The 22,772-nt window shown below is 57.5% G+C and carries 30 protein-coding genes and 1 pseudogene; 20 read left to right on the top strand and 11 right to left on the bottom strand.

The window, feature by feature from the left end; all coding sequences use genetic code 11:
- Nucleotides 1-3 precede the first annotated feature (3 nt).
- Nucleotides 4-855, top strand: coding sequence for a family 1 encapsulin nanocompartment shell protein (locus EG886_RS10405; RefSeq protein ID WP_124728081.1), 852 nt, complete (start codon nt 4-6; stop codon nt 853-855).
- Between the two features lie 21 nt (nt 856-876).
- Here the strand turns inward: EG886_RS10405 and EG886_RS10400 are convergent, their stop codons facing one another.
- On the bottom strand, nt 877-1,341 hold the full coding sequence (locus tag EG886_RS10400; RefSeq protein WP_124728080.1) for a hypothetical protein: 465 nt from the start codon (nt 1,339-1,341) through the stop codon (nt 877-879).
- Between the two features lie 255 nt (nt 1,342-1,596).
- Between EG886_RS10400 and EG886_RS10395 the strand changes: the two genes are divergently transcribed.
- From EG886_RS10395 to EG886_RS10385, 3 genes are all read left to right on the top strand, one after another.
- Nucleotides 1,597-1,776: a hypothetical protein gene (locus tag EG886_RS10395; protein WP_124728079.1), complete on the top strand. Its 180-nt coding sequence runs from the start codon at nt 1,597-1,599 to the stop codon at nt 1,774-1,776.
- Between the two features lie 40 nt (nt 1,777-1,816).
- Nucleotides 1,817-2,704 (top strand): DMT family transporter, encoded by an 888-nt coding sequence (locus EG886_RS10390; protein ID WP_124728078.1) that lies wholly within the window; start codon nt 1,817-1,819, stop codon nt 2,702-2,704.
- A 519-nt stretch (nt 2,705-3,223) separates the two neighbouring features.
- The gene (locus EG886_RS10385) at nt 3,224-4,471 is read left to right on the top strand and encodes an MFS transporter (RefSeq protein WP_164491792.1); all 1,248 of its coding nucleotides are present in this window, start codon (nt 3,224-3,226) and stop codon (nt 4,469-4,471) included.
- 152 nt (nt 4,472-4,623) lie between these two features.
- Here EG886_RS10385 and EG886_RS10380 read toward each other — a convergent pair whose 3' ends face one another.
- A complete protein-coding gene (locus EG886_RS10380) occupies nt 4,624-4,968 on the bottom strand; it encodes a YolD-like family protein (protein WP_124728076.1) in 345 nt (114 codons plus the stop codon).
- Nucleotides 4,965-6,197 carry a DNA polymerase IV gene (locus EG886_RS10375; RefSeq protein WP_241154310.1) on the bottom strand — a complete coding sequence of 411 codons (1,233 nt, stop codon included), beginning with the start codon at nt 6,195-6,197 and terminating at the stop codon, nt 4,965-4,967. The genes EG886_RS10380 and EG886_RS10375 overlap by 4 nt, the downstream gene beginning before the upstream one ends.
- A gap of 173 nt (nt 6,198-6,370) precedes the next feature.
- On the opposite strand from EG886_RS10375, the gene EG886_RS10370 reads away from it, so the two are divergent.
- The 3 genes from EG886_RS10370 (at nt 6,371) to EG886_RS10360 (ending at nt 8,902) form a co-directional block, all read left to right on the top strand.
- Nucleotides 6,371-7,984 carry an amidohydrolase gene (locus EG886_RS10370; RefSeq protein ID WP_124728074.1) on the top strand — a complete coding sequence of 538 codons (1,614 nt, stop codon included), beginning with the start codon at nt 6,371-6,373 and terminating at the stop codon, nt 7,982-7,984.
- A 181-nt stretch (nt 7,985-8,165) separates the two neighbouring features.
- Nucleotides 8,166-8,594 carry a cell wall hydrolase gene (locus EG886_RS10365; protein WP_124728073.1) on the top strand — a complete coding sequence of 143 codons (429 nt, stop codon included), beginning with the start codon at nt 8,166-8,168 and terminating at the stop codon, nt 8,592-8,594.
- 11 nt (nt 8,595-8,605) lie between these two features.
- Complete coding sequence (locus tag EG886_RS10360) at nt 8,606-8,902, top strand: spore coat protein GerQ (RefSeq protein ID WP_124728072.1); 297 nt, start codon at nt 8,606-8,608, stop codon at nt 8,900-8,902.
- Between the two features lie 55 nt (nt 8,903-8,957).
- Here the strand turns inward: EG886_RS10360 and EG886_RS10355 are convergent, their stop codons facing one another.
- Nucleotides 8,958-9,398 carry a YtoQ family protein gene (locus EG886_RS10355; protein WP_124728071.1) on the bottom strand — a complete coding sequence of 147 codons (441 nt, stop codon included), beginning with the start codon at nt 9,396-9,398 and terminating at the stop codon, nt 8,958-8,960.
- Between the two features lie 164 nt (nt 9,399-9,562).
- Between EG886_RS10355 and sat the strand changes: the two are divergent.
- Nucleotides 9,563-9,715: pseudogene (gene sat, locus EG886_RS10350) on the top strand (sulfate adenylyltransferase); the annotation flags it as partial.
- Between the two features lie 158 nt (nt 9,716-9,873).
- Here sat and EG886_RS10345 read toward each other — a convergent pair.
- Nucleotides 9,874-10,590, bottom strand: a complete 717-nt coding sequence (locus EG886_RS10345; RefSeq protein ID WP_124728070.1) for a S1C family serine protease — start codon at nt 10,588-10,590, stop codon at nt 9,874-9,876.
- 153 nt (nt 10,591-10,743) lie between these two features.
- Here EG886_RS10345 and EG886_RS10340 point away from each other — a divergent pair, with 153 nt between their 5' ends.
- Both EG886_RS10340 and EG886_RS10335 read left to right on the top strand, forming a co-directional pair.
- Nucleotides 10,744-11,205, top strand: a complete 462-nt coding sequence (locus EG886_RS10340; RefSeq protein ID WP_124728069.1) for a hypothetical protein — start codon at nt 10,744-10,746, stop codon at nt 11,203-11,205.
- Between the two features lie 152 nt (nt 11,206-11,357).
- Nucleotides 11,358-11,921: a biotin transporter BioY gene (locus tag EG886_RS10335; RefSeq protein WP_241154309.1), complete on the top strand. Its 564-nt coding sequence runs from the start codon at nt 11,358-11,360 to the stop codon at nt 11,919-11,921.
- 70 nt (nt 11,922-11,991) lie between these two features.
- On the opposite strand, the gene EG886_RS10330 is transcribed toward EG886_RS10335, so the two are convergent.
- Nucleotides 11,992-12,369 (bottom strand): hypothetical protein, encoded by a 378-nt coding sequence (locus tag EG886_RS10330; RefSeq protein WP_124728068.1) that lies wholly within the window; start codon nt 12,367-12,369, stop codon nt 11,992-11,994.
- Nucleotides 12,370-12,450: 81 nt separating this feature from the next.
- On the opposite strand from EG886_RS10330, the gene EG886_RS10325 reads away from it, so the two are divergent.
- The 3 genes from EG886_RS10325 (at nt 12,451) to EG886_RS10315 (ending at nt 15,257) form a co-directional block, all read left to right on the top strand.
- A complete protein-coding gene (locus EG886_RS10325) occupies nt 12,451-12,639 on the top strand; it encodes a YqgQ family protein (RefSeq protein ID WP_124728067.1) in 189 nt (62 codons plus the stop codon).
- A gap of 141 nt (nt 12,640-12,780) precedes the next feature.
- Nucleotides 12,781-14,274 carry a sodium/proline symporter PutP gene (gene putP, locus EG886_RS10320; RefSeq protein ID WP_124728066.1) on the top strand — a complete coding sequence of 498 codons (1,494 nt, stop codon included), beginning with the start codon at nt 12,781-12,783 and terminating at the stop codon, nt 14,272-14,274.
- A 131-nt stretch (nt 14,275-14,405) separates the two neighbouring features.
- Nucleotides 14,406-15,257 carry an inositol monophosphatase family protein gene (locus EG886_RS10315; protein ID WP_164491791.1) on the top strand — a complete coding sequence of 284 codons (852 nt, stop codon included), beginning with the start codon at nt 14,406-14,408 and terminating at the stop codon, nt 15,255-15,257.
- 70 nt (nt 15,258-15,327) lie between these two features.
- On the opposite strand, the gene EG886_RS10310 is transcribed toward EG886_RS10315, so the two are convergent.
- Nucleotides 15,328-15,747, bottom strand: coding sequence for a hypothetical protein (locus tag EG886_RS10310; protein WP_124728064.1), 420 nt, complete (start codon nt 15,745-15,747; stop codon nt 15,328-15,330).
- A gap of 629 nt (nt 15,748-16,376) precedes the next feature.
- Nucleotides 16,377-16,760, bottom strand: coding sequence for a DUF3054 domain-containing protein (locus EG886_RS10305; RefSeq protein WP_164491790.1), 384 nt, complete (start codon nt 16,758-16,760; stop codon nt 16,377-16,379).
- Between the two features lie 73 nt (nt 16,761-16,833).
- On the opposite strand from EG886_RS10305, the gene EG886_RS10300 reads away from it, so the two are divergent.
- The 6 genes from EG886_RS10300 to EG886_RS10275 all read left to right on the top strand — a co-directional run bounded on the left by EG886_RS10300 (nt 16,834) and on the right by EG886_RS10275 (nt 20,597).
- Complete coding sequence (locus tag EG886_RS10300; protein WP_164491789.1) at nt 16,834-17,523, top strand: serine/threonine protein kinase; 690 nt, start codon at nt 16,834-16,836, stop codon at nt 17,521-17,523.
- A 5-nt stretch (nt 17,524-17,528) separates the two neighbouring features.
- Entirely contained in the window at nt 17,529-17,954 is a 426-nt protein-coding gene (locus EG886_RS10295) for a CoA-binding protein (protein WP_124728061.1), read from the top strand.
- Between the two features lie 234 nt (nt 17,955-18,188).
- The gene (locus tag EG886_RS10290; protein WP_124728060.1) at nt 18,189-18,713 is read left to right on the top strand and encodes a DUF3907 family protein; all 525 of its coding nucleotides are present in this window, start codon (nt 18,189-18,191) and stop codon (nt 18,711-18,713) included.
- A 55-nt stretch (nt 18,714-18,768) separates the two neighbouring features.
- Nucleotides 18,769-19,488, top strand: coding sequence for a tetratricopeptide repeat protein (locus tag EG886_RS10285; protein ID WP_164491788.1), 720 nt, complete (start codon nt 18,769-18,771; stop codon nt 19,486-19,488).
- A gap of 276 nt (nt 19,489-19,764) precedes the next feature.
- On the top strand, nt 19,765-20,343 hold the full coding sequence (locus EG886_RS10280) for a hypothetical protein (protein WP_124728058.1): 579 nt from the start codon (nt 19,765-19,767) through the stop codon (nt 20,341-20,343).
- 20 nt (nt 20,344-20,363) lie between these two features.
- On the top strand, nt 20,364-20,597 hold the full coding sequence (locus tag EG886_RS10275) for a hypothetical protein (protein ID WP_124728057.1): 234 nt from the start codon (nt 20,364-20,366) through the stop codon (nt 20,595-20,597).
- A 311-nt stretch (nt 20,598-20,908) separates the two neighbouring features.
- Here the strand turns inward: EG886_RS10275 and EG886_RS14060 are convergent, their stop codons facing one another.
- Nucleotides 20,909-21,031 (bottom strand): hypothetical protein, encoded by a 123-nt coding sequence (locus tag EG886_RS14060; RefSeq protein WP_277423816.1) that lies wholly within the window; start codon nt 21,029-21,031, stop codon nt 20,909-20,911.
- 247 nt (nt 21,032-21,278) lie between these two features.
- A complete protein-coding gene (locus tag EG886_RS14055; protein WP_277423815.1) occupies nt 21,279-21,401 on the bottom strand; it encodes a hypothetical protein in 123 nt (40 codons plus the stop codon).
- Nucleotides 21,402-21,640: 239 nt separating this feature from the next.
- On the opposite strand from EG886_RS14055, the gene EG886_RS10265 reads away from it, so the two are divergent.
- Nucleotides 21,641-21,919, top strand: a complete 279-nt coding sequence (locus EG886_RS10265; RefSeq protein ID WP_124728055.1) for a hypothetical protein — start codon at nt 21,641-21,643, stop codon at nt 21,917-21,919.
- 186 nt (nt 21,920-22,105) lie between these two features.
- Here EG886_RS10265 and EG886_RS10260 read toward each other — a convergent pair whose 3' ends face one another.
- Nucleotides 22,106-22,717 (bottom strand): YczE/YyaS/YitT family protein, encoded by a 612-nt coding sequence (locus EG886_RS10260; protein WP_164491787.1) that lies wholly within the window; start codon nt 22,715-22,717, stop codon nt 22,106-22,108.
- Nucleotides 22,718-22,772: the final 55 nt, after the last annotated feature.

The following is a 22,772-nucleotide window of genomic DNA, read 5'->3' as shown; positions in this document are numbered from 1 at the left end:
GCGATGAGCAAGTTGACACGTTTTCCGTCCGCACCGCTTCGCGAGGAAGAATGGGAGGCGCTTGAAAAAACGGTGGTGGAGACGGCTGCCAGACAGTTGGTCGGAAGAAGATTCATCGATTTGTACGGTCCCCTTGGGGAAGGAATCCAGACCGTGGTGAACGATTTCTACGAGAACCCGGAACGGGGAATGTTGAGTCTGCACGGAGACGAGCCGGATTTGTCCGTTCCGAACGGACGGGTCAATTTGACGGTGCCCATGCTGTACAAAGACTTCGTGCTGTACCGCAGGGACATTGACCAAAGCCGGTCCCTCGACATTCCGGTCGATTTTTCGCCGGCGGCCAACGCGGCCCAGCAATGTGCGCTTTTGGAGGATGAACTCATCTTCAACGGATCGGAAAAGTTCGGCTTGCCGGGTCTGATGAACGTGAAAGGCAGGCTCACCCACATTCGGAGCGACTGGATGAAATCCGGGAATGCTTTTGCCGATGTGGTGGAAGCCCGCAACAAACTCATGGCCATGGGACACACCGGTCCGTATGCCCTCGTGTTGTCCCCGACACTTTATGCCATGCTTCATCGGGTCCACGAAGGCACGCGTGTGCTGGAAGTGGAGCATGTCCGTGAGCTGATGACGGACGGGATCTACCAATCTCCGGTCATTCGCGGGGATGCCGGTGTCATCGTGTCGACCGGGCGGCAAAACCTCGATCTGGCGGTCTCCGAAGACATGGATGTGGTGTTCCTGGATACGGACAACATGAATTATCTGTTCAGGGTGTACGAAACGCTGGTGCTCCGGATCAAACGACCGGGCGCGATCTGTACGCTGGAATCCCCGACGGGAACATGAGTCGGCCGGCGAACATCCGTTTCACGCGGCGCTCAACGTTTTGCGGATCACCGGCAGGAGTTCCGGATGCAGCACTTCGTTGACCGCGTCCATGCCGATGTCATCGAGAATGACGATCACTTCTTTCACGAAGAAGGGATCGGAACTTCCCGCGTTTACTTCGCACAGACGCTTCAGATAAGCCAGTTTCCGGGCGGTCAGCATCTGCTTGCCATACCGGTTGTTCAATTCATGGATCCGTTTGTGTCCGGGGGAACCGATCACGGCGATTTCGTTGACGTGAACAATGAATTTGCGTCCGCTTTCATCCACGAAACTGACCGTGTAAACGTTCCCTCCGGTCACATCGATTCGGGTGATCACCGGCGATTGAAACATTTCCCCCGAATTCAGCCGGATGAAGTCGGCCTCCACGGCTCCTCCCAGTTTCCGCTCATGGGACAAGATGGTATGAATGTCGATCAGACCGTCAATTTCCCTGTTCATTCCGCTACCTCCCGGAAAACCTGTTTCCTTTGAGAGTCATTCTCGGTAGAATACTAATTGAAAATGATTCTTATCGTCAAGTGATGGCAATGGATTGTGAAAGGTAAATGATTCCTTTGAAGTCACTCGTAGAGCGCGACCCCTGTCTGCCATGACGGGCCGGTTCGTCCGCACGCTCCGGGAACATTTTCAACCGCGAAAGGTCGAAACCCGACAGGGATGTTTCCCCGTCTTTTTCGCCGGAGGTGGACGGGATTGGACAAGGATCCCCTGTACTATGAATTGATGGTGAAATTGTACTTTGAACGGGAGAGGGAAGGGAACCGGGGGACCGGCCGGAATGCTCCGCCGAGCGGAAAATGCGGCCCGTGGTGGCGGGCGAAACGGACGATGAAACGGGCGGGGCAATGGCTTCGAATCACGCGGAGATGGTGACGGCCTTCTCCGCCGTTTGCTTTCTGAAGGAGAGAAACCGATGGGGATTTGGAATGAATCAAAACGGATGACCGCCCCGGAGAAAACCCTGTGGCTGTTTGTCGGGGTGACGGCGGTCTCTTTTTCCGCCATTTTCATCAAGTGGTCGGAGGCACCCGCCGGGGTGCTGGGGATGTACCGGTTGTTCATCGCCATGGCGTTCATGATTCCCTGGGTCTGGCGGCGAAAGAAAGAGTGGGGAAATCTGACGGGCCGTGACTGGGGATGGCTGTTTCTTTCCGGACTCTTTCTGGGGCTTCATTTTTGGGGATGGATCTCTTCGTTTCGTTATACCAGTGTGGCCAGTTCCATGGTGTTGCTCAGCACCGGACCGCTCTTTGCCGCGTGGGGAGCCCGGGTGGTGTTCCGCCGGAACATCGGCAGAATGGCCCTTTTCGGGATGATGCTGGCGGTGACGGGTTCCGCGTTGGTGGCCGGTGCGGACCTGCAGGTGGGAGGAACGGCCTGGATCGGGGATCTGCTTTCCCTGTTCGGAGCGTTTGCCGTCTCCGTCCACATGTTGATCGGGGAGCGGCTGCGGGAGAAATTGTCCACTTCCATCTACAGTTTTTCCGTGTTCGGAGTGGCCGGTTTGTTTCTCGCCGGAATGAATGCTTGGCAGGAGATGCCTCTGTTCACTTGGCCGGCGCGGGAATGGGGCATTTTCTTTCTTTTGGCTCTGGTTCCCACCGTGTTCGGGCATGTGCTGTTCAACCGCCTCCTTCGCCAAGTGGATGCGGTGACCATTCAAACGGCCGTTCTGGGTGAGCCGGTGGGCGCGATTTTGCTGGCATTCTGGCTCCTCGGGGAGCCGGTCACCCCGGTGCAGATTCTCGGCTGCATGCTGACGGTCGGCGGAATCGCTTGGTATTTGCGCCGGTCGTCATGAGCTCAGTCCGGGATGACAATCCACCTCGGCTCCGGAAGGAACAGACGGCTGATGACGGGGTGTTCGATCCCCATGGACTCCGGCTGCGTCACAAATGCGGGTATTTCGCTTTGTGATTCATGGTGATGCACTTTCTCGTGTCTCCAGAATGTCAGAATCCGGAACTGCCGGGATCTGTCAAGATCCTGCGTCCACATGCGGCCCAAAAGGGCGCCTGAATCCCTTGAACAGGGAAAGCGAACGGTTTCGGCGTTGTGAAGAACATCGCTTTCGCGGGAGGGATCAACCGTTATCGAGTCCATCCGGATCAGTCCGGCCCGCTCCAGGACCAGGGAGAGGGAGAAATCGCCGGACTCATGCAAGATCATATCATTTATCAAAGGAAATCGGTGGATTCATGGCGAAACGGATATTTTTGTATACGTAGGAAAAGAGGGAGATGTCCGGTGGAGTGCACGCCTTTCATGAGAAAAGGCAAAGACAGGCTCCACCCATTTCGTCATGAAGGAGGAATCCCGCATGAGTCCCGCTTCCGTGCCGGGCACATCCGGGGAGATCGCTCCCCGTCCGGAGCCCGGAAAGATTTTGCTGCTGGCTCTGTCGTTCACCGCGTTTCTGGTGGGAATGGAAGCCATTGTCACGGTTCCTCTCATTCCCGGAATGTCGGCTTCCACCGGCATGCCGCTGAAGTCCGGGGGCATGCTCGTGGCCGCGTATGCCATCTCGTACGCCTTGTTTGCTCCCGTGGCCGGAATGATTTCGGACCGTTTGGGCCGGAAAAGCGTGCTCGCCGCGGGAATGGGGTTGTTTACGGTGGCCACCGCGTTGGTCGGATTTGCCGGTTCGTTCTCCGAACTCCTGGTGTTTCGCGTTTTGACCGGGATCGGAGCGGGGATGGTGCAACCCTCGGTGTTTGCCGTCGCCGCGGATGCATGGCCGGAGCAGATGCGCGGCCGGGTGATGGGCATCGTTACGGGATCGCTGGTCGCTGCTTCGGTTCTGGGCATTCCGCTGGGAGGATGGTTGGCGGAGCTCGGCAGCTGGCGTTGGACCTTCTGGCTGCTGGCCGCGTTGATTCCCGTGGCCGCCGCCGGACTGCTGACGCGCATGCCGGCTGCTGCGCCGGGAACCGCCGGGAGGGTTCCGCTGTCGGTCATGCTTCGCGACGCCGCCGCGGACAAGGGAGTGCTTGCTTCGCTGGGAGCTTCCGCCCTGTTTTTCGGCGGGCTGCAGGGAATGTACAGCCAGTCCGGCGCGGTGTATCGTCTCTATTTCGATCTCGATGTCGGAGCGATCAGCCTGGTGCTCATGGTCGCCGGCATCGGCAGTGTGCTGGGAAGTTTGGTGGGCGGTCGCCTGGCGGACACCCGTGGCAAGAGTCGGTTGCTGGTGCTGGCATCCCTGACCGTCTCGGTGATGATATTGCTCTTTGCCCTGGTGGTCGACCTTGCGGTTTCCATCTGGTTGGTGTTGGTCATTCAATTTGTCTGGGCGCTGATGTACGGGGTGGGGCATGCGTCGCTGAACGCCCGGATCGCCGAGTTGCGTCCGGAGGCGCGGGGCACGGTGCTGTCCCTCAACGCTTCCGCGATGTACGTCGGTTCCGCGTCGCTGTCCTTCTTGGCGACTTGGGCGTTTGAAAGCGTGGACCTGTGGTTGGCGGGTCTGTTGTGTGCCGTCGCCAACTGGGGAGTCGGCTGGCTGGCCGCCCGTTATCTCAGGGAACGGAATCCGGAAGAGCAGGCGTCTTCCGAATCCGTTCACTGACCGATGCAACAGACCTCTCCGGGACACGGATGACGTTCTCCGGTGTCCGGGTCAGGGGGAAGAATGGTTCCGCCGGGTGCGCCGGCGGTTTTTTGTTGCCCGACGGGCCGAAAGCTCCGCCTCATCGGCAGGGCTTCTTTCTTTTTCAACCTTCACGGTCTGTGCGCGTCGCACAACCGATCAAACGGAACCGTGCGCACGGTGCGGCCGTCGGCCAGTTTCAGTTGCCGGGCATGGGGATCCACCTTTTGGATGAAACCGCAGAACTCCGTCAGTCGGCCGTTTTCCACCCAGCGGACCACCAGCGGAAAGTCGGCATGCAGCGCTTCAACGACCAGCCGGTTGATCTCTTCCAGCCGATCTTCATCCAGCTCCGGCGGTTCCACCCGCTCCGCCTCCGCTCTTTGCCGGAGCAGCGCCTGTCGGTGCTCGGGCAGGAACATCCGGCTCCCCTCCCACAACATGTTCTTGCGATCCAGTCCTTCGCCGCCGCTCACCGGGCATGCCCTCCGATCTTCACGGCCCGCTCCCTGGCCTGACCGGCCGGTACCAGGGAAGACGCCCGGAGAATCGCCGTCGGACCGAAGCGGCTTCTGATCTCGTCCATGGCCGCTCCGAGCCGCATCTGTCTGTCCCGATCTTCGAACAGGCTGAGCTGAACCGTCCGGTCATCCTGCAGGTTCGCCAGTGTCACGCCCAGCGAGCGAACCGGTTTTCCGTCCCAAAACTTTTCAAACACCCGCCAGGCGTGGCGGAACAAGGTGGAAGCGTCATGGGTGGCTTCCGGCATTCCCGCTTGACGGTGGAATCCCGTCGGCAGGGAAAAATCGGCTCCGCGGCACCCCACGTGAACCGTCCGGCCCATCAGTCCGTGCCGGCGGGCTCTCCGGCACACTTCCTCGCACAATTCCAGCAGCACCACCCGGATCTCCTCCGCCGTGTGATAATCCCGGGGCAACGTCATGTGGTGACCGATCGCTTTTTGCCGGTCAAACGTTTCCCGACTGACCGGCGAGGCGTCCTGACCGTTGGCGGTCATCCACAGCACGTGCCCCATGATGCCCCAGCGTTTTTTCAGCCGGTGCAGCGGAAAACGGGCCAAATCCCCGATCGTGCGGATGCCCGTGCGGTTCAGGTGTTTCTTCATGCGCAAGCCCACTCCGAACATCTTCTCCACCGGCAGGGGCCACAGGTGACTCTCCAGATTGGAATGATCCAGACGGAAGATGCCGCTTTCGTTTTTTTTGGCGAAATGATCGCAAGCCATCTTGCTCAGCACTTTGTTGGGGCCCATGCCGATGCGGGCCCGGACTCCGAGGCGGATGCGGATGGCTTCCTGCATTTTGCGGGCGATCGTCCAGGGATCTCCGAACAGCTTCTCGCTTCCGGACACGCACACAAACTGCTCGTCGATCGAATACGGCTCCACCTGGTCGCTGAAGGTTTCCAGGATTTCCGTGATCATCAAGGACGCCCGCAGATACAGACCCATGCGCGGACGAACCGCCGTCAGCCCGGGACACAGTTCCAGCGCTTCGCGCAGAGTGATCGCGTTTTGAATGCCGTGGGCCTTGGCGAGAGGGCAGGCGGCCAGGATGATTCCGCTTCGGCGCTCGGGATCGCCGGCCACCACGACGGGCCGGTCCTTCAATTCCGGACGGAGCGCCTTTTCCACTCCCGCATAGAACGATTGCATGTCCACGAGAAAGATGACGGGTTCCATCACGGCACCTCCGGCGAACATATGATTGCCTTTGTGGTTTATTGTATGCGAATGTGTGTTCGTGATACACAGGGAATTGTTTCCGGAGGTTTTGTCGAAAAAAAATGAACTTTACGGCGGGAAAGCTTGCAGATAAGATGGAAACAGAAACCAAAAATACCGAGAGGACTGGATGCATGGGCAAGAGGATCGTGTACTTCAACGGCCATATCACCACACTGGATCCCACTTGTCCCCGCGCGGAGGCGGTTGCCGTCGAAGACGGGCGAATCGTGGCCGTGGGAGACAACGAACAGATTTTGCTCGATTTCGGCAGGGCGGATGCCGTTCGGGTGGATCTGTGCGGGGGGTATGCCTTGCCGGGACTGGTGGACAGCCACATTCATCTGTCCGGCGTGGGGCAGCAGCTGGGCATGGTGGATCTCGGAGCGGTCCGCAGCGTGGAGGAAATGTTGGCGGTGTTGCGGGAGCGGGCCGGCAGGCTGGAACCGGGGGAATGGCTCATCGGCATGGGATGGGATGAGAACCGGCTCGGCCGCATGCCTTCCCTGGAAGAGTTGGACCGGGCGGTACCGGATCATCCGCTGTTTCTTTCCAGGGTTTGCTTCCACACCTTCTTGGTGAACAGCCGGGCGTACCGGGCGGCGGGGATCCGGGAGGACGAGCCCGATCCCGAACGGGGGTCATTCGGCCGGGATGAACACGGCGCATTGAACGGACTGGTGTACGAAAACGCCTCCCGCCTCTTTGTGGAGGCCCAGCCGAAGCCCGGCTACCGGACGAAGAAAGAGACCATGCGTCGGGCGATGCGGTTGGCACTGGCCAGCGGACTTACCGGAGTGCATACGGAAGACCTCCGGTACATCGGCAGTGTGGACGAGCTGATCCGCATTTGCCGGGAGCTCAGGGAAGAGGGAGTGCTGCTCCGAACGCATCACCTGATCTACCATCCCCATCTGCATGAACTGGATGAACTGGGGTGGCGCGCCGGGCAAGGAGATGAATGGTTCCGGATCGGAGCGATGAAGATGTTCGCCGACGGATCGATCGGCGGACGGACGGCCCTTTTGTCCAGAGCGTATGCCGATGATCCCGGAAACACGGGAATGGGCATTCATGATCCGGAGGAGCTGTTGTACCTGACCGGTTTGGCGGCCGACCGACTGATGCCGGTGGCCGTACACGCCATCGGGGATGAGGCGGCCGACCGGGTGATCACGGCGATGGAAGCACACCCCTTTGATCCGGACAAGGGCGTGAACCTCAGACACCGACTGATTCATGCGCAGATCATGCGTCCGGACTTGATCGAAAGACTGGCCCGGCTTCCCGTGGCCGTGGACATCCAGCCGCGTTTCGTGGCCAGTGATTTTCCGTGGGTTCTGGAGCGGATCGATCCGGAGCTTGCCCGCTGCGCGTATGCGTGGAAAACTCTCCTGGCGGCGGGCATCCGGTGCGCGGGAGGCAGCGATGCGCCGATCGAGCCGCTTCATCCGTTGCTCGGCATCCATGCCGCGATCACCCGACGCAGACTGGACGACCCGGATGATCACCCGGGCCATCATCCGCACGAAACATTGAACAGACTCGAAGCCGTCCAGTTGTTCACCAGCGGCAGTGCATACGCGGCGGGAGAGGAACACGAGCGAGGCACGCTGTCCGTGGGCAAACGGGCAGACCTGACCGTCTATGACCGGGACATCTTTGCCGTGGAAATCGACGAGTTGCTGGAAGCCCGGACGCTCTTTACGGTGGTGAACGGAGAAACGGCGTACCGGGTGGACGAATAGCACGGGCAATTCCCGGAAATCAAAAACGGAAAAACCATCCGTCGATGCCGGATCTTTTCCCTGCGGATGCTTTTGCCCGCGGGGGCCGGCATTTCCGGAGAACCTTCCCCGGCCCGGACCCGTCCGGGCCGGTTCTTTTTCGGGGCGGGAATACATAGGTTGACTTCAGGGGTGAGATCGCATGGCCGTCATCCAGACCACGAACGAAGGGATGAAGTTGCTGGCGCGTCTGATGCGGGCAGAAGCCGAGGGGGACGGGCAGATGGGCATGCTGCTGGTGGGAAATGTCGGCGTGAATCGCGTGCTTGCCGATTGCCTGGATTTTCGGGGGATCCGGACGATCAGGCAGATGGTTTTTCAGTCGCCCGGCGGATTCGAAGCGGTGCAGAAATCGTATTTCTACCAGCCGGCCCGGGCGATCGACGTGCGACTGGCCAACAGAGTCATTCAGGGCCAACGTTTTGACCCCGGACGCTATGCCCTGTGGTTTTTCAGACCGCCGGGGGCTTGCCCGCCCACCTGGTTCAACCAGACGAACAGCGGCCGCTACAAAAGCCATTGTTTCTACATCCCCTCCAGGCAAAATTGTCGAAAAGTCTTTATGTTCTAGGGGGAACGAGCATGTACTGGTCTTATCCTTATCATGCGGGAAACGCCTATGTGTCCCAACAACAGAGGGATGACCGAAACTTCTCCGAAGATTTGATGCAGGCCAATATCGGTCGACGGGTGAGTGCCTACATGACCTACGATGCCAGTGAGCAGTGGCGAAACCGGGTGTTTACCGGCGTGCTCCGGCAAGTGGGGAGAGATTACTTCGTTTTGAGGGACCAAAGCAGCGGCAAGGATGTCATGCTGTTGAACATCAATCTCAATTTCATGGTTTTCGAAGACCGGGCCCAGCTGGCCAAGGATTGAAAACGAAACGGGCAGAGGTCGCCTGATTCCTCTGCCCGCGTTCGTTGAAGGCGCGTCATTCGAAAATGTAAGCCAGCGCATCCAGCGCCTGATCCGGCGTCTCCACCACAACCTGCGCCCGTTGGGCCAGTTCCTTGAGCGGATGATGAAGACTTTCGGGACGGACCAGAATGAGCGGTTTGTTCATGGCCAGAGCCATGGCCGCATCCATCGCCGTGTTCCACTGACGGTATTTTTCGCCGAACAAAGCGATGACCACATCCGCTTTTTGCATCCAGACGCGTGTGCGGAGATTGTTGAATTCCGAGGCCGTGTGATCCCGCCAAACCGCTCCGGGTTGCTTTCCCTTGATCTGTTCGCCGATGTCATCGGAGCGGTCGTGGTTTTCCTGGGGTCCCTTGAAGAGAAGGGGAAGGCCGCGCTCTTTGGCCTTGCGACGCAATTCTTCCCTCCAGTCGTCATGAATCTGGCCGGCCAGATACACAATCAGCTCCATGCGGTTGCTCCTTTCCCGGGGGTGTCGACTCCATTTTACCAGACATGCGGCCGGGTGATTCAAGAGACGGGGCAGGTTTCAAGAGGGCTTCCGCATGCAAGCGGTCGTGCGGATGTTCACCGGTCGGGAGCATTTTCACGTTGAACACGCTCATCGAACACTGTGATCCCCGCAACCGGGTGTTGCTGGCCGGATTTCCCGCCTGGATGCGATACGCCGGACCGCGGGAAGCGTTGTTTCATGCCATCGTCCGCAAGAATTACGGCTGCACGCACTTCATCGTCGGCCGGGACCATGCCGGGACGGGGCCCTGTTATCTGCCTCCTGAATTCTCCAGACCGGAAGTGATTGAAGGGATCATCCGGGAGATGAAAAAGCGGCAAAGCCCCACTTGAGACGAAAACGCGCCGCGGATTCGGGGAAACATCCCGGACCCGCGGCGCTGTTTCCGGTTGGGGGCGACAAGCCCGGCGGCTCATCTTCCCGTCAGATGATGAACCAACGGCTTGATTTCTTCGACCGGAATGGCAAAGCCCAGACTTTGGGACGGATAAATGATCAGCGTGTTGATGCCGATCACTTCTCCCAGAATGTTGACCAGCGGTCCGCCGCTGTTTCCCGGATTGATGGCGGCATCCGTCTGGATGACGTTTTCGTAGAAGCGGTTGTTCACGCGAAGCGGACGGTTTTTGCCGCTGATGATCCCCACGGTGTAGGTTTGGTCGAGACCCATCGGATTTCCCGCGGCCAACACCCATTCCCCGATTTCCACGCGACGGGAATCTCCCAGACGAAGCGGTTTCAGCGGACGGGGAGGCCGGATTTTGAGCAGAGCCAGATCCCGTTGTTCATCCCGCCATGCCACTGCCGCGGGCAGGGGCGTCCGGATTCCGTCGAGTTTCACGCGGATGGAAGAGGCTTGATGAATCACGTGTTCATTGGTCACGATCCAGCCGGAGGGATGAATGACAAATCCCGATCCGAAGTGATACCGGGAACCGCTTTCCCTTTCCAGCAACTCCGGAAACAAAATGCCGAGCACGTTTTCCCGGAAGGAGACCGGTCGTGCGGTTTCTTCCGTAACGATGGAAACCACTCCGCCGCGGATCTTCCGGGCCACGGCAACGAACACGTTGGAAGGGTGCCGGGATGCCTCAATTCCCTCATACACTTTGATTTTTCTGACGGACATCGTACCGTTTCCACCTCCGGTCGGGACGCTCTGGTTCCATCATATGTGGCGGAGCAAACATCCGCATGGGCTGGAGGCCGGGGTGGACAATCATATTGCCGTTTGTTTGTCCATATACATCAGATAACAAACTCCAAACAAGGGGAGGAAGCCATGTCGGAGCGACTGAAAGCGTGGCTGAGAACCGCCGGAGTCTACGGCCTGGTGGCGGCGCTGGCCGTCGGAGCCCATATGTATTACCTGAGCACGCGTTCCACCTCCTGGATCGAGGAATTCAGGGAGGCAGGCGGATATCGGCTGGTCAGCGAACTCGGGGATACCTACAAATCGATCATTGAAATGTATTCCAACTACAAGTTGAACAAAGACAGCAAGCCCAAAATCGTTTCCAGGCTGGGCGAGATTCACCGCAAACTGCAGGAAGTCGAACAGAAACTCCAGCAAGCCGACGGGGAACGGCGGATTGATTTTTCTTATGTCTATCATGACATCAAACTGGTGAGTCTCAGCCTGTCCGACGTCACCAAAGACGACATCGTGCCGGTGATCGTCCTGCACGCGATGGAAGGGGTGGGGGATCTGAAAAAGCAGCTCACCTATGTCGAATACCGGTAAGAGGGTCAGCCCGTCCGGAACGTGAACCGGAAGCGGGCATTTTTATTTTGCATCAAATGTAAACCTGATTGATAAATTCGGTTGACAATAAAACGACAAATTCTTATTCTGAAGAGGAAATCATTCGCAAATCATCAAAGGAGAACGCATCCATGAGCAAATTGACCGTCAAAGACATGGCTCTTGCCGCTCTGTTTGCCGCCTTGATGGCCGTCAGCGGCCGGTTGTCGTTCGACATCGGTCCGGCTCCCATCACGCTTCAGACCTTGGTCGTCATGCTGGCCGGTTCCGTGCTGGGGCCCCGCCTCGGCTTTATCAGCATGGTCGTCTTCATCGCTCTCGCGGCCGTCGGAGCCCCCGTGCTTGCCGGCGGCGAAGGCGGATTGGCCAAACTGGTCGGTCCCACCGGCGGGTACATTGTCAGCTTTCCGGTCGCCGCGTTTGTCATCGGCCTGCTGATGAGAACCTTGTCCGCACGGGGAGGTGCCTCCCTCTGGAAAGCGGTGGTGTCCCATCTTCTCGGAGGAATTTTGGTGGTTCATGTGATCGGGCTCCCCTGGTTGCTCGCGGTGACCGGCCTTCCCCTCGAAAAAGGAATGGCGGTGGCGCTCCTTCCGTTTTTGCCCGGGGATCTGGCCAAGGCGGTGCTCGGAGCCTTCATCGCCGTCTCCGTGTACCGCGCCGTTCCGGGACTCAGCCCTGCCCGAACCTCCTGAAACCGACAAAAAACAGCCCGGGTCCTTGCGGAACCGCGGGCTGTTTTTTGTCACTTACGTATTTTTGCGTTCAATCCGGAAAAAAGATAAAATCGGTATGTCGACGCATATATTCCATGAATCCGGTGGGCATGGGAATGACCAGATCGGTCATCCGTTTTTCCGTCGCTCCTCCCCGGTGGATGACCACCAACCGCGTGGCGGTGATTTTGACCGGTTTGCCGAACGGTCGAATGCCCGGCCCGTTTTCTTCGGTCAATCCGGAAAATCGGATGGACGTGAACGGCAGGATGCCGATGATGTCCTCAAGCATGAGATGATAGGAAAGATTTGGCTTTTGAAAAACAAGTTCCCGGGTTGTCAGCGTCAGGCCGAAAATTCCCCGCTTCCGGGAGACGATCAGTTCTCCGGCAAGTCGCTTGACGGGGATGAATTGGGACGAGTGCACCCCGGACCCCCTTTCCGGTGAGACCCTTTTCTTTATTGTATCACTGCACGTTTGTTTTTGCATGCGTCGAGGTGAAATATCATGCAAAATCTGACAGAGGTCAAAAATTTGTTGAAAAGTTTCGGTGTCATCATCTATACTGGGGACGGCACCGGAGACTGTGAACTCATGTTGGAAGACTTGAAAGAATTGCGGCAATTGGGACTGATTGACGCAGAAACCTTCACCAAGGCTTCCAAAATATTGTTGATCGAAAAGAACGGCTCTTGATGCCGTCTTTTCCGGCGGATGTTTTGAATGCGTTTTCACTTCGGTTATTTCGGCAAGCGGCTCTTGTTGCCGTTGTCGGCCCGCCGGAAAATATGTATTTGTGAATTTTTTCACACTATTTCAGTAAAGGGGGAAAACGGAATGTCTCAGGAATTCGGTGTGATCATTTCCATCGCCATCTATATGATTGCGATGTTGGCCATCGGTTACGTTGCATGGAAACGGACGCAAAACCTGTCCGACTACATGCTGGGCGGACGGGATCTGGGGCCGGTTGTCACCGCTCTCAGTGCCGGCGCCTCCGACATGAGCGGCTGGCTTCTGATGGGCTTGCCGGGTGCCATGTATGTTTCCGGATGGAGCGCGGGCTGGATCGTCGTCGGTCTGTGCGCCGGGGCTTGGCTGAACTGGCTGTATGTGGCTCCGCGTCTTCGGACATACACGGAGATTGCCAACAACTCCATCACCATTCCGGATTACTTTGAAAATCGCTTCAAGGACAATTCCCGGATGCTGCGGATCGTGTCCGCATTGGTGATTTTCGTCTTCTTCACGCTGTATACGTCTTCAGGGATGGTATCCGGCGGCGAACTGTTCAAAACTTCGTTCAACATGAGCTATGAAACGGGCATTTTCATCACGGTGGGGGTCGTGGTTCTGTATACTCTGTTCGGCGGATTCCTGGCCGTGAGCTGGACCGACTTCGTGCAGGGAACCATCATGTTCATCGCCCTGGTGATGGTGCCGGTCGTCGCCCTGACCGAAGTGGGCGGAATTTCGGCGACCGCCGACACGATCCGGTCGATCGACCCGGCCATGCTCAACTGGTTCACCGGAACCACCACCATCGGCATCATTTCGCTGATGGCATGGGGTCTCGGATACTTCGGACAGCCGCACATCATCGTACGCTTCATGGCCATCGAGAAAGTGCAGGAAGTGAAACGGGCCCGTCGGGTGGGCATGGGCTGGATGATCTTCTCCACCGCCGGCGCGATGCTGACGGGGCTCATCGGGATCGCCTACGTGAAAAATGCGGGGGCGACTCTGGAGAACCCGGAAACCATCTTCATCTATCTGGCTCACGTGTTGTTCCACCCGCTGATCACCGGCTTCCTGCTGGCGGCCATCCTGGCGGCGATCATGTCGACGATTTCGTCCCAGCTGCTGGTGACGGCCAGCGCCCTGGCGGAAGACTTTTACAAGGCGTTTCTGCGCCGGAACGCATCTGACAAAGAGCTGGTGCTCGCCGGCCGTCTGTCGGTGCTCGGCGTGTCCCTGATCGCCATGTATCTGGCGCTCAATCCGAACAAAACGATTCTCGACTTGGTCGGTTACGCCTGGGCCGGTTTCGGTGCCGCTTTCGGTCCGGTGGTGCTCCTCAGCCTGTTCTGGAAACGCATGACCAAATGGGGGGCGCTTGCCGGCATGGTCATCGGATCGATCGTCGTGATCGCCTGGGAGCAAATGGACGGCACGTTCCTCGGATCCGTGAAGTTCGACGACATTTACGAGATCATTCCGGGCTTCATCGCCTGCACGATTGCCATTGTGCTGGTCAGCCTGCTGACCGGGAAGCCGTCCGAGGAAATCGAAAAAGAATTCGACGAGGCTGCCAAACAAGCCGCTTCGTGACGCTTGTTCAACCTCCATCCCACTGCCCCGTAGGGGGTATGTGGGATTTGTTTTTTTTGGGAATTTACAAGATGTTTCCAATCATTTATCATGTGGGAACACATCTTTCACAATCAGGGGGAGAGACGGACATGATCCGGCAAGCGGCGGAACTTGCGGAAAAATTGGCCCGGGAAGCGGGAAAACTGGCGAGGGACGAGCTTCTTCGCGAAAAAGAAATCCGGTTCAAGGATGAATACGGAGACGTGGTGACGGAAGTTGATCTGGCGGCGGAACGCCTGATCGTGGACGGGATTTTGAAGATGTTCCCGGAACACCGGGTGGTGGGGGAAGAGTTCGGATCGGCGGGCCTGCCGGACAGCGAATGGGTCTGGGCGGTCGATCCGTTGGACGGAACGAACAACTATGCGGTGGGCCTGCCGCTTCACGGAGTGTGCATTTCCCTGCTCAAAGGAGGAGAACCCGAGCTCGGCGTCGTGTATGATCCCCACATGGATCGGATGTATACCGCACTCCGCGGACAAGGGGTGGTTTGCAACGGGGTGCCGCTCAAAATGAAGGAAGGCGGAGGGAAATGGCCGACCGTTGCCTGGGTGCAGGGATACAAGGTCCGGGATGATTCCCGGGGCATGCGCCTGAAGCATCATTTGGACAAGTGTTGCAAACGGGTGTTTCGGCTGTGGGCGCCATCGCTCGCTTGGTGCATGTTGGCGCGCGGAGATCTGGATGCGGTGGTGGTGTATCGGTCGGGAGGGCTGGACCTGTTTGCGGGACTTTTGGTGGCCATGGAAGCAGGCTCCGAAGTGCGGTGGGTTGACGCAGACCGATCGCCGGGACTGAACGGACCGGTCTCCTTGGTGGCGGCCAAGCCGGGGCGCATGGATGAGATCTGGAGCCTTGTCAGGGAAGGATTGGACGGAAACTTGATCGTTGACTCCGCAGGCGCGGAACGGTCCGGGCCGGCGCCGGGAGCCGGGGGATGACGGAAAACGGCCGGTGTTCGGCGGACGGACCCCCCCGGCGTCTTTGGGAGGCCGGTTCGGTTGCGGCTGATTATGCGGTGGTGAAGTAGAGGATGCCGAAGACGGCTGCCATGAGGAACCACAGCCACCACAGCTCCACCATCTGGGCGAGCAGCATCCGGGAAGGGGGCAGCATGACCTCGCCGGTTTCACGCTGGATCAACACCCAGTATCCCTCGCGATCGGTACGGATGTCATGGCTCCAACCGTCCGGGATTTTTTGCTCCAGCCATCGGTCCAGGTCCGCTTCCATTTCATGATAGAAGAAACGAATCCGCGCTTGGATCCGGTATCCGGGATCACGGACCAATTGGACAAACCGGCCGGAATCGGTCTCTTCGAACATGACCACGGCGTATCCCTTCCGGAAATGCTCATTCATCCAGTCTTCCAGTTCCCGGATTTGATCTTTGGTGAAATGGCGGGACCGGAAACGAATCTGTTCGGACATGCGCACTCTCCTGACTGTGTGAGATTTTCGTCTCTCGAAAGAAGGGTTGAAATCGAGCTCAAAACGGCGGCATCGGTCTGAGTATATCACGTCAGAGGCAAAATGGGTCAGCGGAGGATGAAAGATTGCAATGATGTGAACGGAAGCAGCCCCCGGCTTTGTCACACGGGTTCCGGGGGCTTTTGAGTGCCTTGACAAAAGCAAGTCGGAGCCCGTTTCAAGGGAATTTGAGTCCGTTTTCGATCAGGGCTTGCAAAGAAGCATGACGTTGGCCGATCTCCCGGAGCTGCCGAACCGACGCAAGGGGTTTCGTCCGGAGCGGACGGGACTGGCGGAGGCCACGATTCCCGCACAGTTCAACCCGAGTGTTTTTGGGATCATGGTTTTCCTTTAAAATAAAGATGGAAAACATGCGCGTTGGCCATGTGAGGTTGCGCGCCCGTGAGCCGATGGAATGTTTTCTCCGTTATTTCGGAAGAGAAACGGGGAAAGAGGAAGATGGAACAGCGGGGCGGGCATGGAGTCACGCCGAAAAACGGCCCGTTCACCGGACGGGAGGGAAAAAGGAGGTTTCGGGGCAGGCGGTTTGGTGAGAGAGGCCCCCGCGGGGGCCGGCGGCTCTTTTTGCGTCACGTCCGTCGCCGTTTGCGTTCCAGCGGAATCCTCCACATCAGAAACAAAGGGCACAGGGTCAGGAACGTGACGGAAGCAAACAACGCATCAAACGGGCGTCCCAGCATCCAGGCCCGCAACTGGACTCCGAGCCCAACGGTGATGAGCACCGCGGCGAATGTCCGAAACATCGCCGTCTTCCACCCCCGGGAGGCAGCGTGGTAAAGGCGGAAAGACCATGCCACGGGAATCCACGCCGCCACGAACGGGAAGGCCGTCTTCAGCACCGAAGGAAGATCGGCCGGAAGATGGTGAGTGATCCGGCCCAGCCAGGAAAAGATCAGCAGCAGAAAGAAATCGCCTGAAGCCAGGATCAGCGCATGCCGTTTTGCTTGTCGCATCCGGGTCGCCTCCGGTTTGCAGGATTCTTTCACCAGCATACCCCAATTTTTGTTCCGGGATGGAGAAGATTTCATGAACCATGAACAGGTGAGACGACATTTCGCGGAAAGATGGAAAAACATCGCTCCTCCGATCCAGAAAATTCGCATCCGGACCTATCCGGACAATCGAAGAGTGAGCGTGGGACCGCTGCCGCCCGGGTACTTTCTCGTCGGCAGGGGCACGGATGCCGCCGTGATCGGGACGGTCCATGATCCAAGTATCGTGTTCAAGATCTACGGACCGGACCGGCTTCACAAAGTGAGGGAAGAAGCGGAAGTGTATCGACGGTTGGGGGACTCTCCCTTCTTTTGCAGGTTTCTCGGCCAGGGAGAGGGATTTCTCGTGCTGAGCCGGGAAAAAGGTCCCACGTTTCACGAATGCCTGGAGAAAGGGATTCCCGTTCCGGAGCAAGCGATGCGGGATGTGGAGAAAGCCCGGGAGCATGTCAGGCAATGCGGATTGAACCCCAAGGGAATCCATCTTCGGAACATCCTGCTTGTGGACGGCCGGGCCAAAGTGGTCGACGTGGCCGAATTTTTGGGGACGGGGAGGGATCGGCGCTGGGATTGGCTGGCGCTCGGATACCGGACCGTATATCCTTTGATTCGCGGGAGAGCGGTGCCGCACTGGCTTCTGGAGGCGGTCAAACGGGTGTCGCGGCTGAATGTTCACAAACTGAGAAGATGGAATCTGAAAACGGGGACCGAAAGGAGCCGATGAAAACCATGTTCCAAAATCCGTCGGACGAACAGAGGGCAGCCATTCTGAAATCGGCCCGGAACATTGCGGTGGTGGGGTGTTCCGACAAGCCGGAGAGGACCAGTTACCTGATCGCCGAGGCGTTGCAACGGGCCGGTTACCGGATTTTTCCGGTCAATCCCAATCTGAAAGGGCCCGTGCTCGGGGAGAAACCGTACGCTTCCCTCACGGAGATCAAAGAGAAGATCGACATTGTGAATGTGTTCCGGCGCAGTGAGACCGTGATGCCCGTGGTGGAGGAAGCGGTGCAAGTGGGAGCCGGCTGTGTCTGGATGCAGCTGGGCGTGATCCATGAAGAAGCTGCTCGGTATGCCAAAGAACACGGGTTGACCGTCGTCATGGATCGTTGCATCAAAGTGGATCACGCCCTGTTGCTGGGCAGGCGTTCTTGAACATCCCGAAGATCTTCCGTGAGTGATGGACGGGTTTCGGGCAGGACAAGGCGGACAAGCATTCCGCTGTTCAATAGCGCTCCTTCAAGGCGGTCAGACCTTCCCGGTCTGACCGCCGGTTTTGTTTTGCAGGAATCATATGGATTCATTTGAGGAAATGATAGGATCCTTGTGATATACTGGAAGTGAATGTGTGTGTCTGGACCTGGTTTTCCTGAGGGGGGTTTGTCACCGATGTCCAAAGAACAGACAAAAGAACTTCTGAAGGTTGCGCATGACCGCCTGAAGCAGGTGTGCGGGGAACTGGATCATTTTCTGAATCATGTATCCGTTCCCGAACTGCTCCGGGAAGCGGAGGATGCGGGGGAAGAGACAAAAAACTATTTGTGTGAATTTCTTCGGGATCTTCGCCTTCTGAGCGTGCTTTGTGAAGCATCCCGGGAAAAGGCGTCCCTGGTCCTCAGAAGAAGCCGTTTCCGGGAAGACTGGGCGGAAAAAGTGTTGAGCGAAATCATGCATTCGTGTGTCTATGCGTTTTATTTCCCGAAGAACGAAGTGTATGAAGAAGACGGGCGATACAGTTATACCGGCCAGGAGGCCATCAAATTCCGGCGGACGCCGCCGACAAAGCTTCGGGATCTCGTGCTGTCCCTTTCAAGGACGTTTGAATGTCTCAGGGAAGAGCTGGATTATTACGAAACCGATTATCAAACCCGGGTTCGCATGAGTCTCGGCATGGAGCTGCCCGGGAATGGATAAACCCCGAACGGAACGGCCGGGTCGGACGAAACCGGACAAAGGGGGGGAGAATCCGTTGGCGGGTCCCATCATCGATGCCGATTTTGCATGGGGATCGGGAGAACGGAGATGGATGAGCGGCAGTTACCGGCGAAACCGGAACCGGATCGAACGATTGATCCGGAAAGAACCGAAAGTGGAACATTACTTGCTGTTGGCCTTGCTGGAAGCTCAGAAGCATGATTGGAAGCGTTCACAGGCTGCGGTGGAAGAGGCGCTGTTGCTGGAACCGGGCAACAGGGAAGCGGAGCTCCTGCATGCTCAAATCCTGGAAGGACGGGGCGATTTGAGCGCCGCGGAGGCTGCCTACCGGTCGCTTTGCCGGAATCATCCGGGATTTTCAAAGGCGTTCCGCGAATATGCCCGTTATCTCATGACCCATACCGATTCAACCGATTTGGCCCGGAACCTCCTGTTCATGAGCCTGGAACTCAATCCCAAGGATGCCGTCAGTCACACGTTGCTGGCCGAATTCTACCTGCTGTCGGGAAAACCGGGACAAGCGATGCTCCATCTCGAATTGGCGGATCAGTACGGTGACGGACATCCGGCGTGCAGGATTCGCTGCGCCAAGCTGTACATGGAAATGAAACGGTATGAAGAGGCGGTTCGCCAATTCCGGTTGGCGATGCGGATGGCTCCCGGAAACAAAGCGATCCGCGCCCAGTTCCACAAGGCCTTGAAAGAGATCGATGAACCGGGGACCTTCCTCTTCTGGAGAAGATGGGTGATCTGAGAAAAAACGGATGCGGATTCTTTGCAAAATATCGACAAAATTCGGGAAGCATGGTACAATGGGTCGTGTAAGTGAGGAAGATTTTCTTGCTTACGCTACCACGCTTCTTCAACTCCTTTATCTTGACCCACTTTCATTGCGACCAGGAGCTCCTGGTCTTTTTTGTTTTTTCTTTTTCAGTGTCAAGGAACATATTGGACAATGTTCGTGACTATATAAAAATCATAGGAATCCCTTCCTGCGGGTGCAGACTGGCCGGAAAGGAGTGACAGTGGGATGAGAGGAAGAAGGTGGACTCCCGAGGAAGACCGGTTGCTCAGGGAAGAGGTCTTGCAAGCGATCATGGAGGGCGGGACCCAGATCGAAGCCTTCGAGAAGGTGGGCAAAAAGCTGGGAAGGACTCCGGGGGCCTGCGGTTTTCGATGGAATGCCGTTCTCAGGAGACAGGATCCCGACTCTTATGCGGAGGCCAAAAAAAAGCGGGTGTTCCGGCAGCTCCGCAAATCCAGGATGCTGACCTCCGATGCATTTCCGCAGGTGATCCAATGGATGAGGCAAGCCCGCGAGGATTGGACGGAACTGAAAAAGGCCGTCGGCCGATTGTCGGAAGAACTGTCCGCCCGCGAGCGGGAATTGGAGCGGGCCCGGAAAGAGAACCGTCGTCTGCGTGAGGAGAAGAGCTCCTACGACTGGTATGAGACGGAAGTGAAGAAGAAATATGCGGACTTGTTGCAGTTGATCCGGTCGATCCGCAACGAGGAATCGCCTTGGGACATTCGGATCGAAGATGAACGGACGGGGGCGGTCATCGATACCGGGGACAAGCAGCTTGCATACAATAAGGACGAAGTCTGAATGAAAAGAGGTGCGGCGTGTTGTCCGACCGTCTTTTTGCATCACGAATGTCCGAGCAGCGATTGGACAGGATCGAAGAACAGCTTGAAGAAACCCGGCGGCAACTCCGCCAACTGATGGATGAGAACAGGAAGCTCCGGAAGAATCAGCAAGTGGTGGAACTGGTGTTGCTCGAAGAAATGCGCATGTTGATCAGTCTGCTCAAGAAAGAGCAGCCCCGTTTGAACATTCATTCCGGCGGAACCGCCGAGTGACCCTCGTTCTCCGGGTGACCGTCCGGGCTTCGTACCGGTGCGGTTTTTTTGTTTGTGAAAAAACAAAAAGCCCCCGGCGGGGCAAGACGAGAGCGGGACTTACCGGGGCGATCCCGGAATTGGGACCGATGGTTTTGTCTGGGCAATTCGCGAATCAGCATGGATTGGTCAGTATTTTCCGTAGCCGGTCCATCCGCAGGCGAACACGAAAATGGTGGCGATGACCAGCAGGAAGATCAAGAGTTGCCTCCAACCGAATCCATAGCCTCCGTAGTAGCCCATGTTTTCACCTCACAGTGCTTTTTCGGAACTCAGCACTTGTAACCTCCGCCGTAGCCGGTCCATCCGCAAGCGAACACGAAAATGGTGGCGATGACCAGCAGGAAGATCAGGAGCTGTCTCCAGCCGAATCCATATCCTCCGTAGTAGCCCATGATTTCACCTCGCATTCGTTTGGTTTTCCGGGCTCAGCATTTGTAACCGCCGTAGCCCAGCCAGCCGGTTGCAAAGACGAAGATGGTGGCGATGACCAGCAGATAGATCAGCAGTTGTCTCCAGCCGAAACCGCCGTATCCGTAGCTCATGATCTCACCTCCTCTCAGGGGTAATCGGAAAGATGTCCGTCATCATTTGCCGCAGCCGGCCCTCCTCGGGAAGTTCAGGTCATCCTTGCGGGAGTGCTCAGCAGTATCTTCCTCTGCCGAATCCTCCGCCCACAAAGACGAAGATGGTGGCAATGACCAGCAGGAAGATCAGCAGTTGTCTCCAGCCGAATCCGAATCCATAGCCTCCGTAACCGCTCACCCGAACCCCTCCTTGCTGTTGGATTGCCGGATGATTTCTCGCCGCAGGCCATGGGGCAGGCGGCAATTCCTCATCGGCAGCTAGTTCACTCTATGTCCTGTACCCGCGAATGGTAAAGGCTTTTACCCGGGTCCGCCAAAACGGGTATTCATCCAATTTCGGCTTGGGCGGTTTTCCGTGTTCCCTCCGTGCATCGCTCCCCATATAGTGGAAAATGAGTCGAAAAAGGAGGGGTCGTTTTGGGCCAAGGGATTTCCATCAAAGATTTGGTTCAGATGATCAACACGATCATGGGTGGAAAAGTGCTCACGGAGGAAAAGATGGAGAAGATCCTGCACGGGGCTCGCCAGGCGCACGAGAAAGGCGGAATGGAAGCCGTTCTTCAATATCTGATGAAGGTGACGCAGGCCGATGTGGAGATGGAAGAGCTGCAACAGTTCGCCAAAAGGGTGCAAGCGGACCCCACAATGGGCATGGACATCCTGAAAGGAAAAAGAAAACTACCGAGAAAAAAGTGAGGCGGGGGTTGCATGAATCCCCCGGCTCGGGACACCCGGAGTTCCGGGTGTTTTTTGTTTGAATGTTCCGTGTGCGGAAAACATGCAAAAAAAAACGTCCCGCCATGCCGGGGAGGGCAAGCGGGAACGATCGGGGCGGGACGGGACGGGTTTCCTCCTTGTGCCGCCAAAAGACGGCGGACCTTTTCATCGGGACGGTTTGGCGTCGTCCGGCCGGAGGGGAACGACGGACATGAAGAACTGGAGCAGAGGGCCCACCAGAAACGTGAGCAACAACGTGCCGAGACCGATGGGACCGTCCAGCGACCAGGCCAACACCAGAGCCAGGCATTCGGCAAGGGTTTTGGAAGCGCCGAGACTGAGCCCGGTCTTGGCGGAAATCACGTACATGAACCGGTCCAGGGGAGTGGGGGTCAACCCGGCCTGCAGATAGACGGCCAGTCCCAGGGCGGTGGAGCACAGCCCCGCCAGGAACAACAGCAACTGCGCAAGAAAGTGGCGGGGTTCAACGGAGATCAGCCACAGCCAGGCATCGGCAAACGGGCCGATGATCAAGACGGCGATTAAAGAGGAAAATTCCGGTTTGGTCCACATCCACAAGGCATTGATCAGCACCATGATCACACCCACGAGAATGACCCAGGAACCGACGGTGAGTCCCACGTTTTTTTCCAGTCCCACATTGAGCGCGTCCCATGCCCCGGTCCCGATGCCTGCGCGAATGGCCAGGGCGATGCCGAGAGCCACCAACACCAGCCCCGACACATAGATGATCAAGCGTTTGACAAGGATGTTCATATCTTTGCGAGCCTCCACATGATGCGTATGGTTTCTCCGAACGGCACTCATCTCA

It is taken from the genome of Staphylospora marina, assembly GCF_003856495.1.
Lineage (GTDB): Bacteria > Bacillota > Bacilli > Thermoactinomycetales > Thermoactinomycetaceae > Staphylospora > Staphylospora marina.
This window is presented reverse-complemented; position numbering and strand designations above follow the sequence as displayed.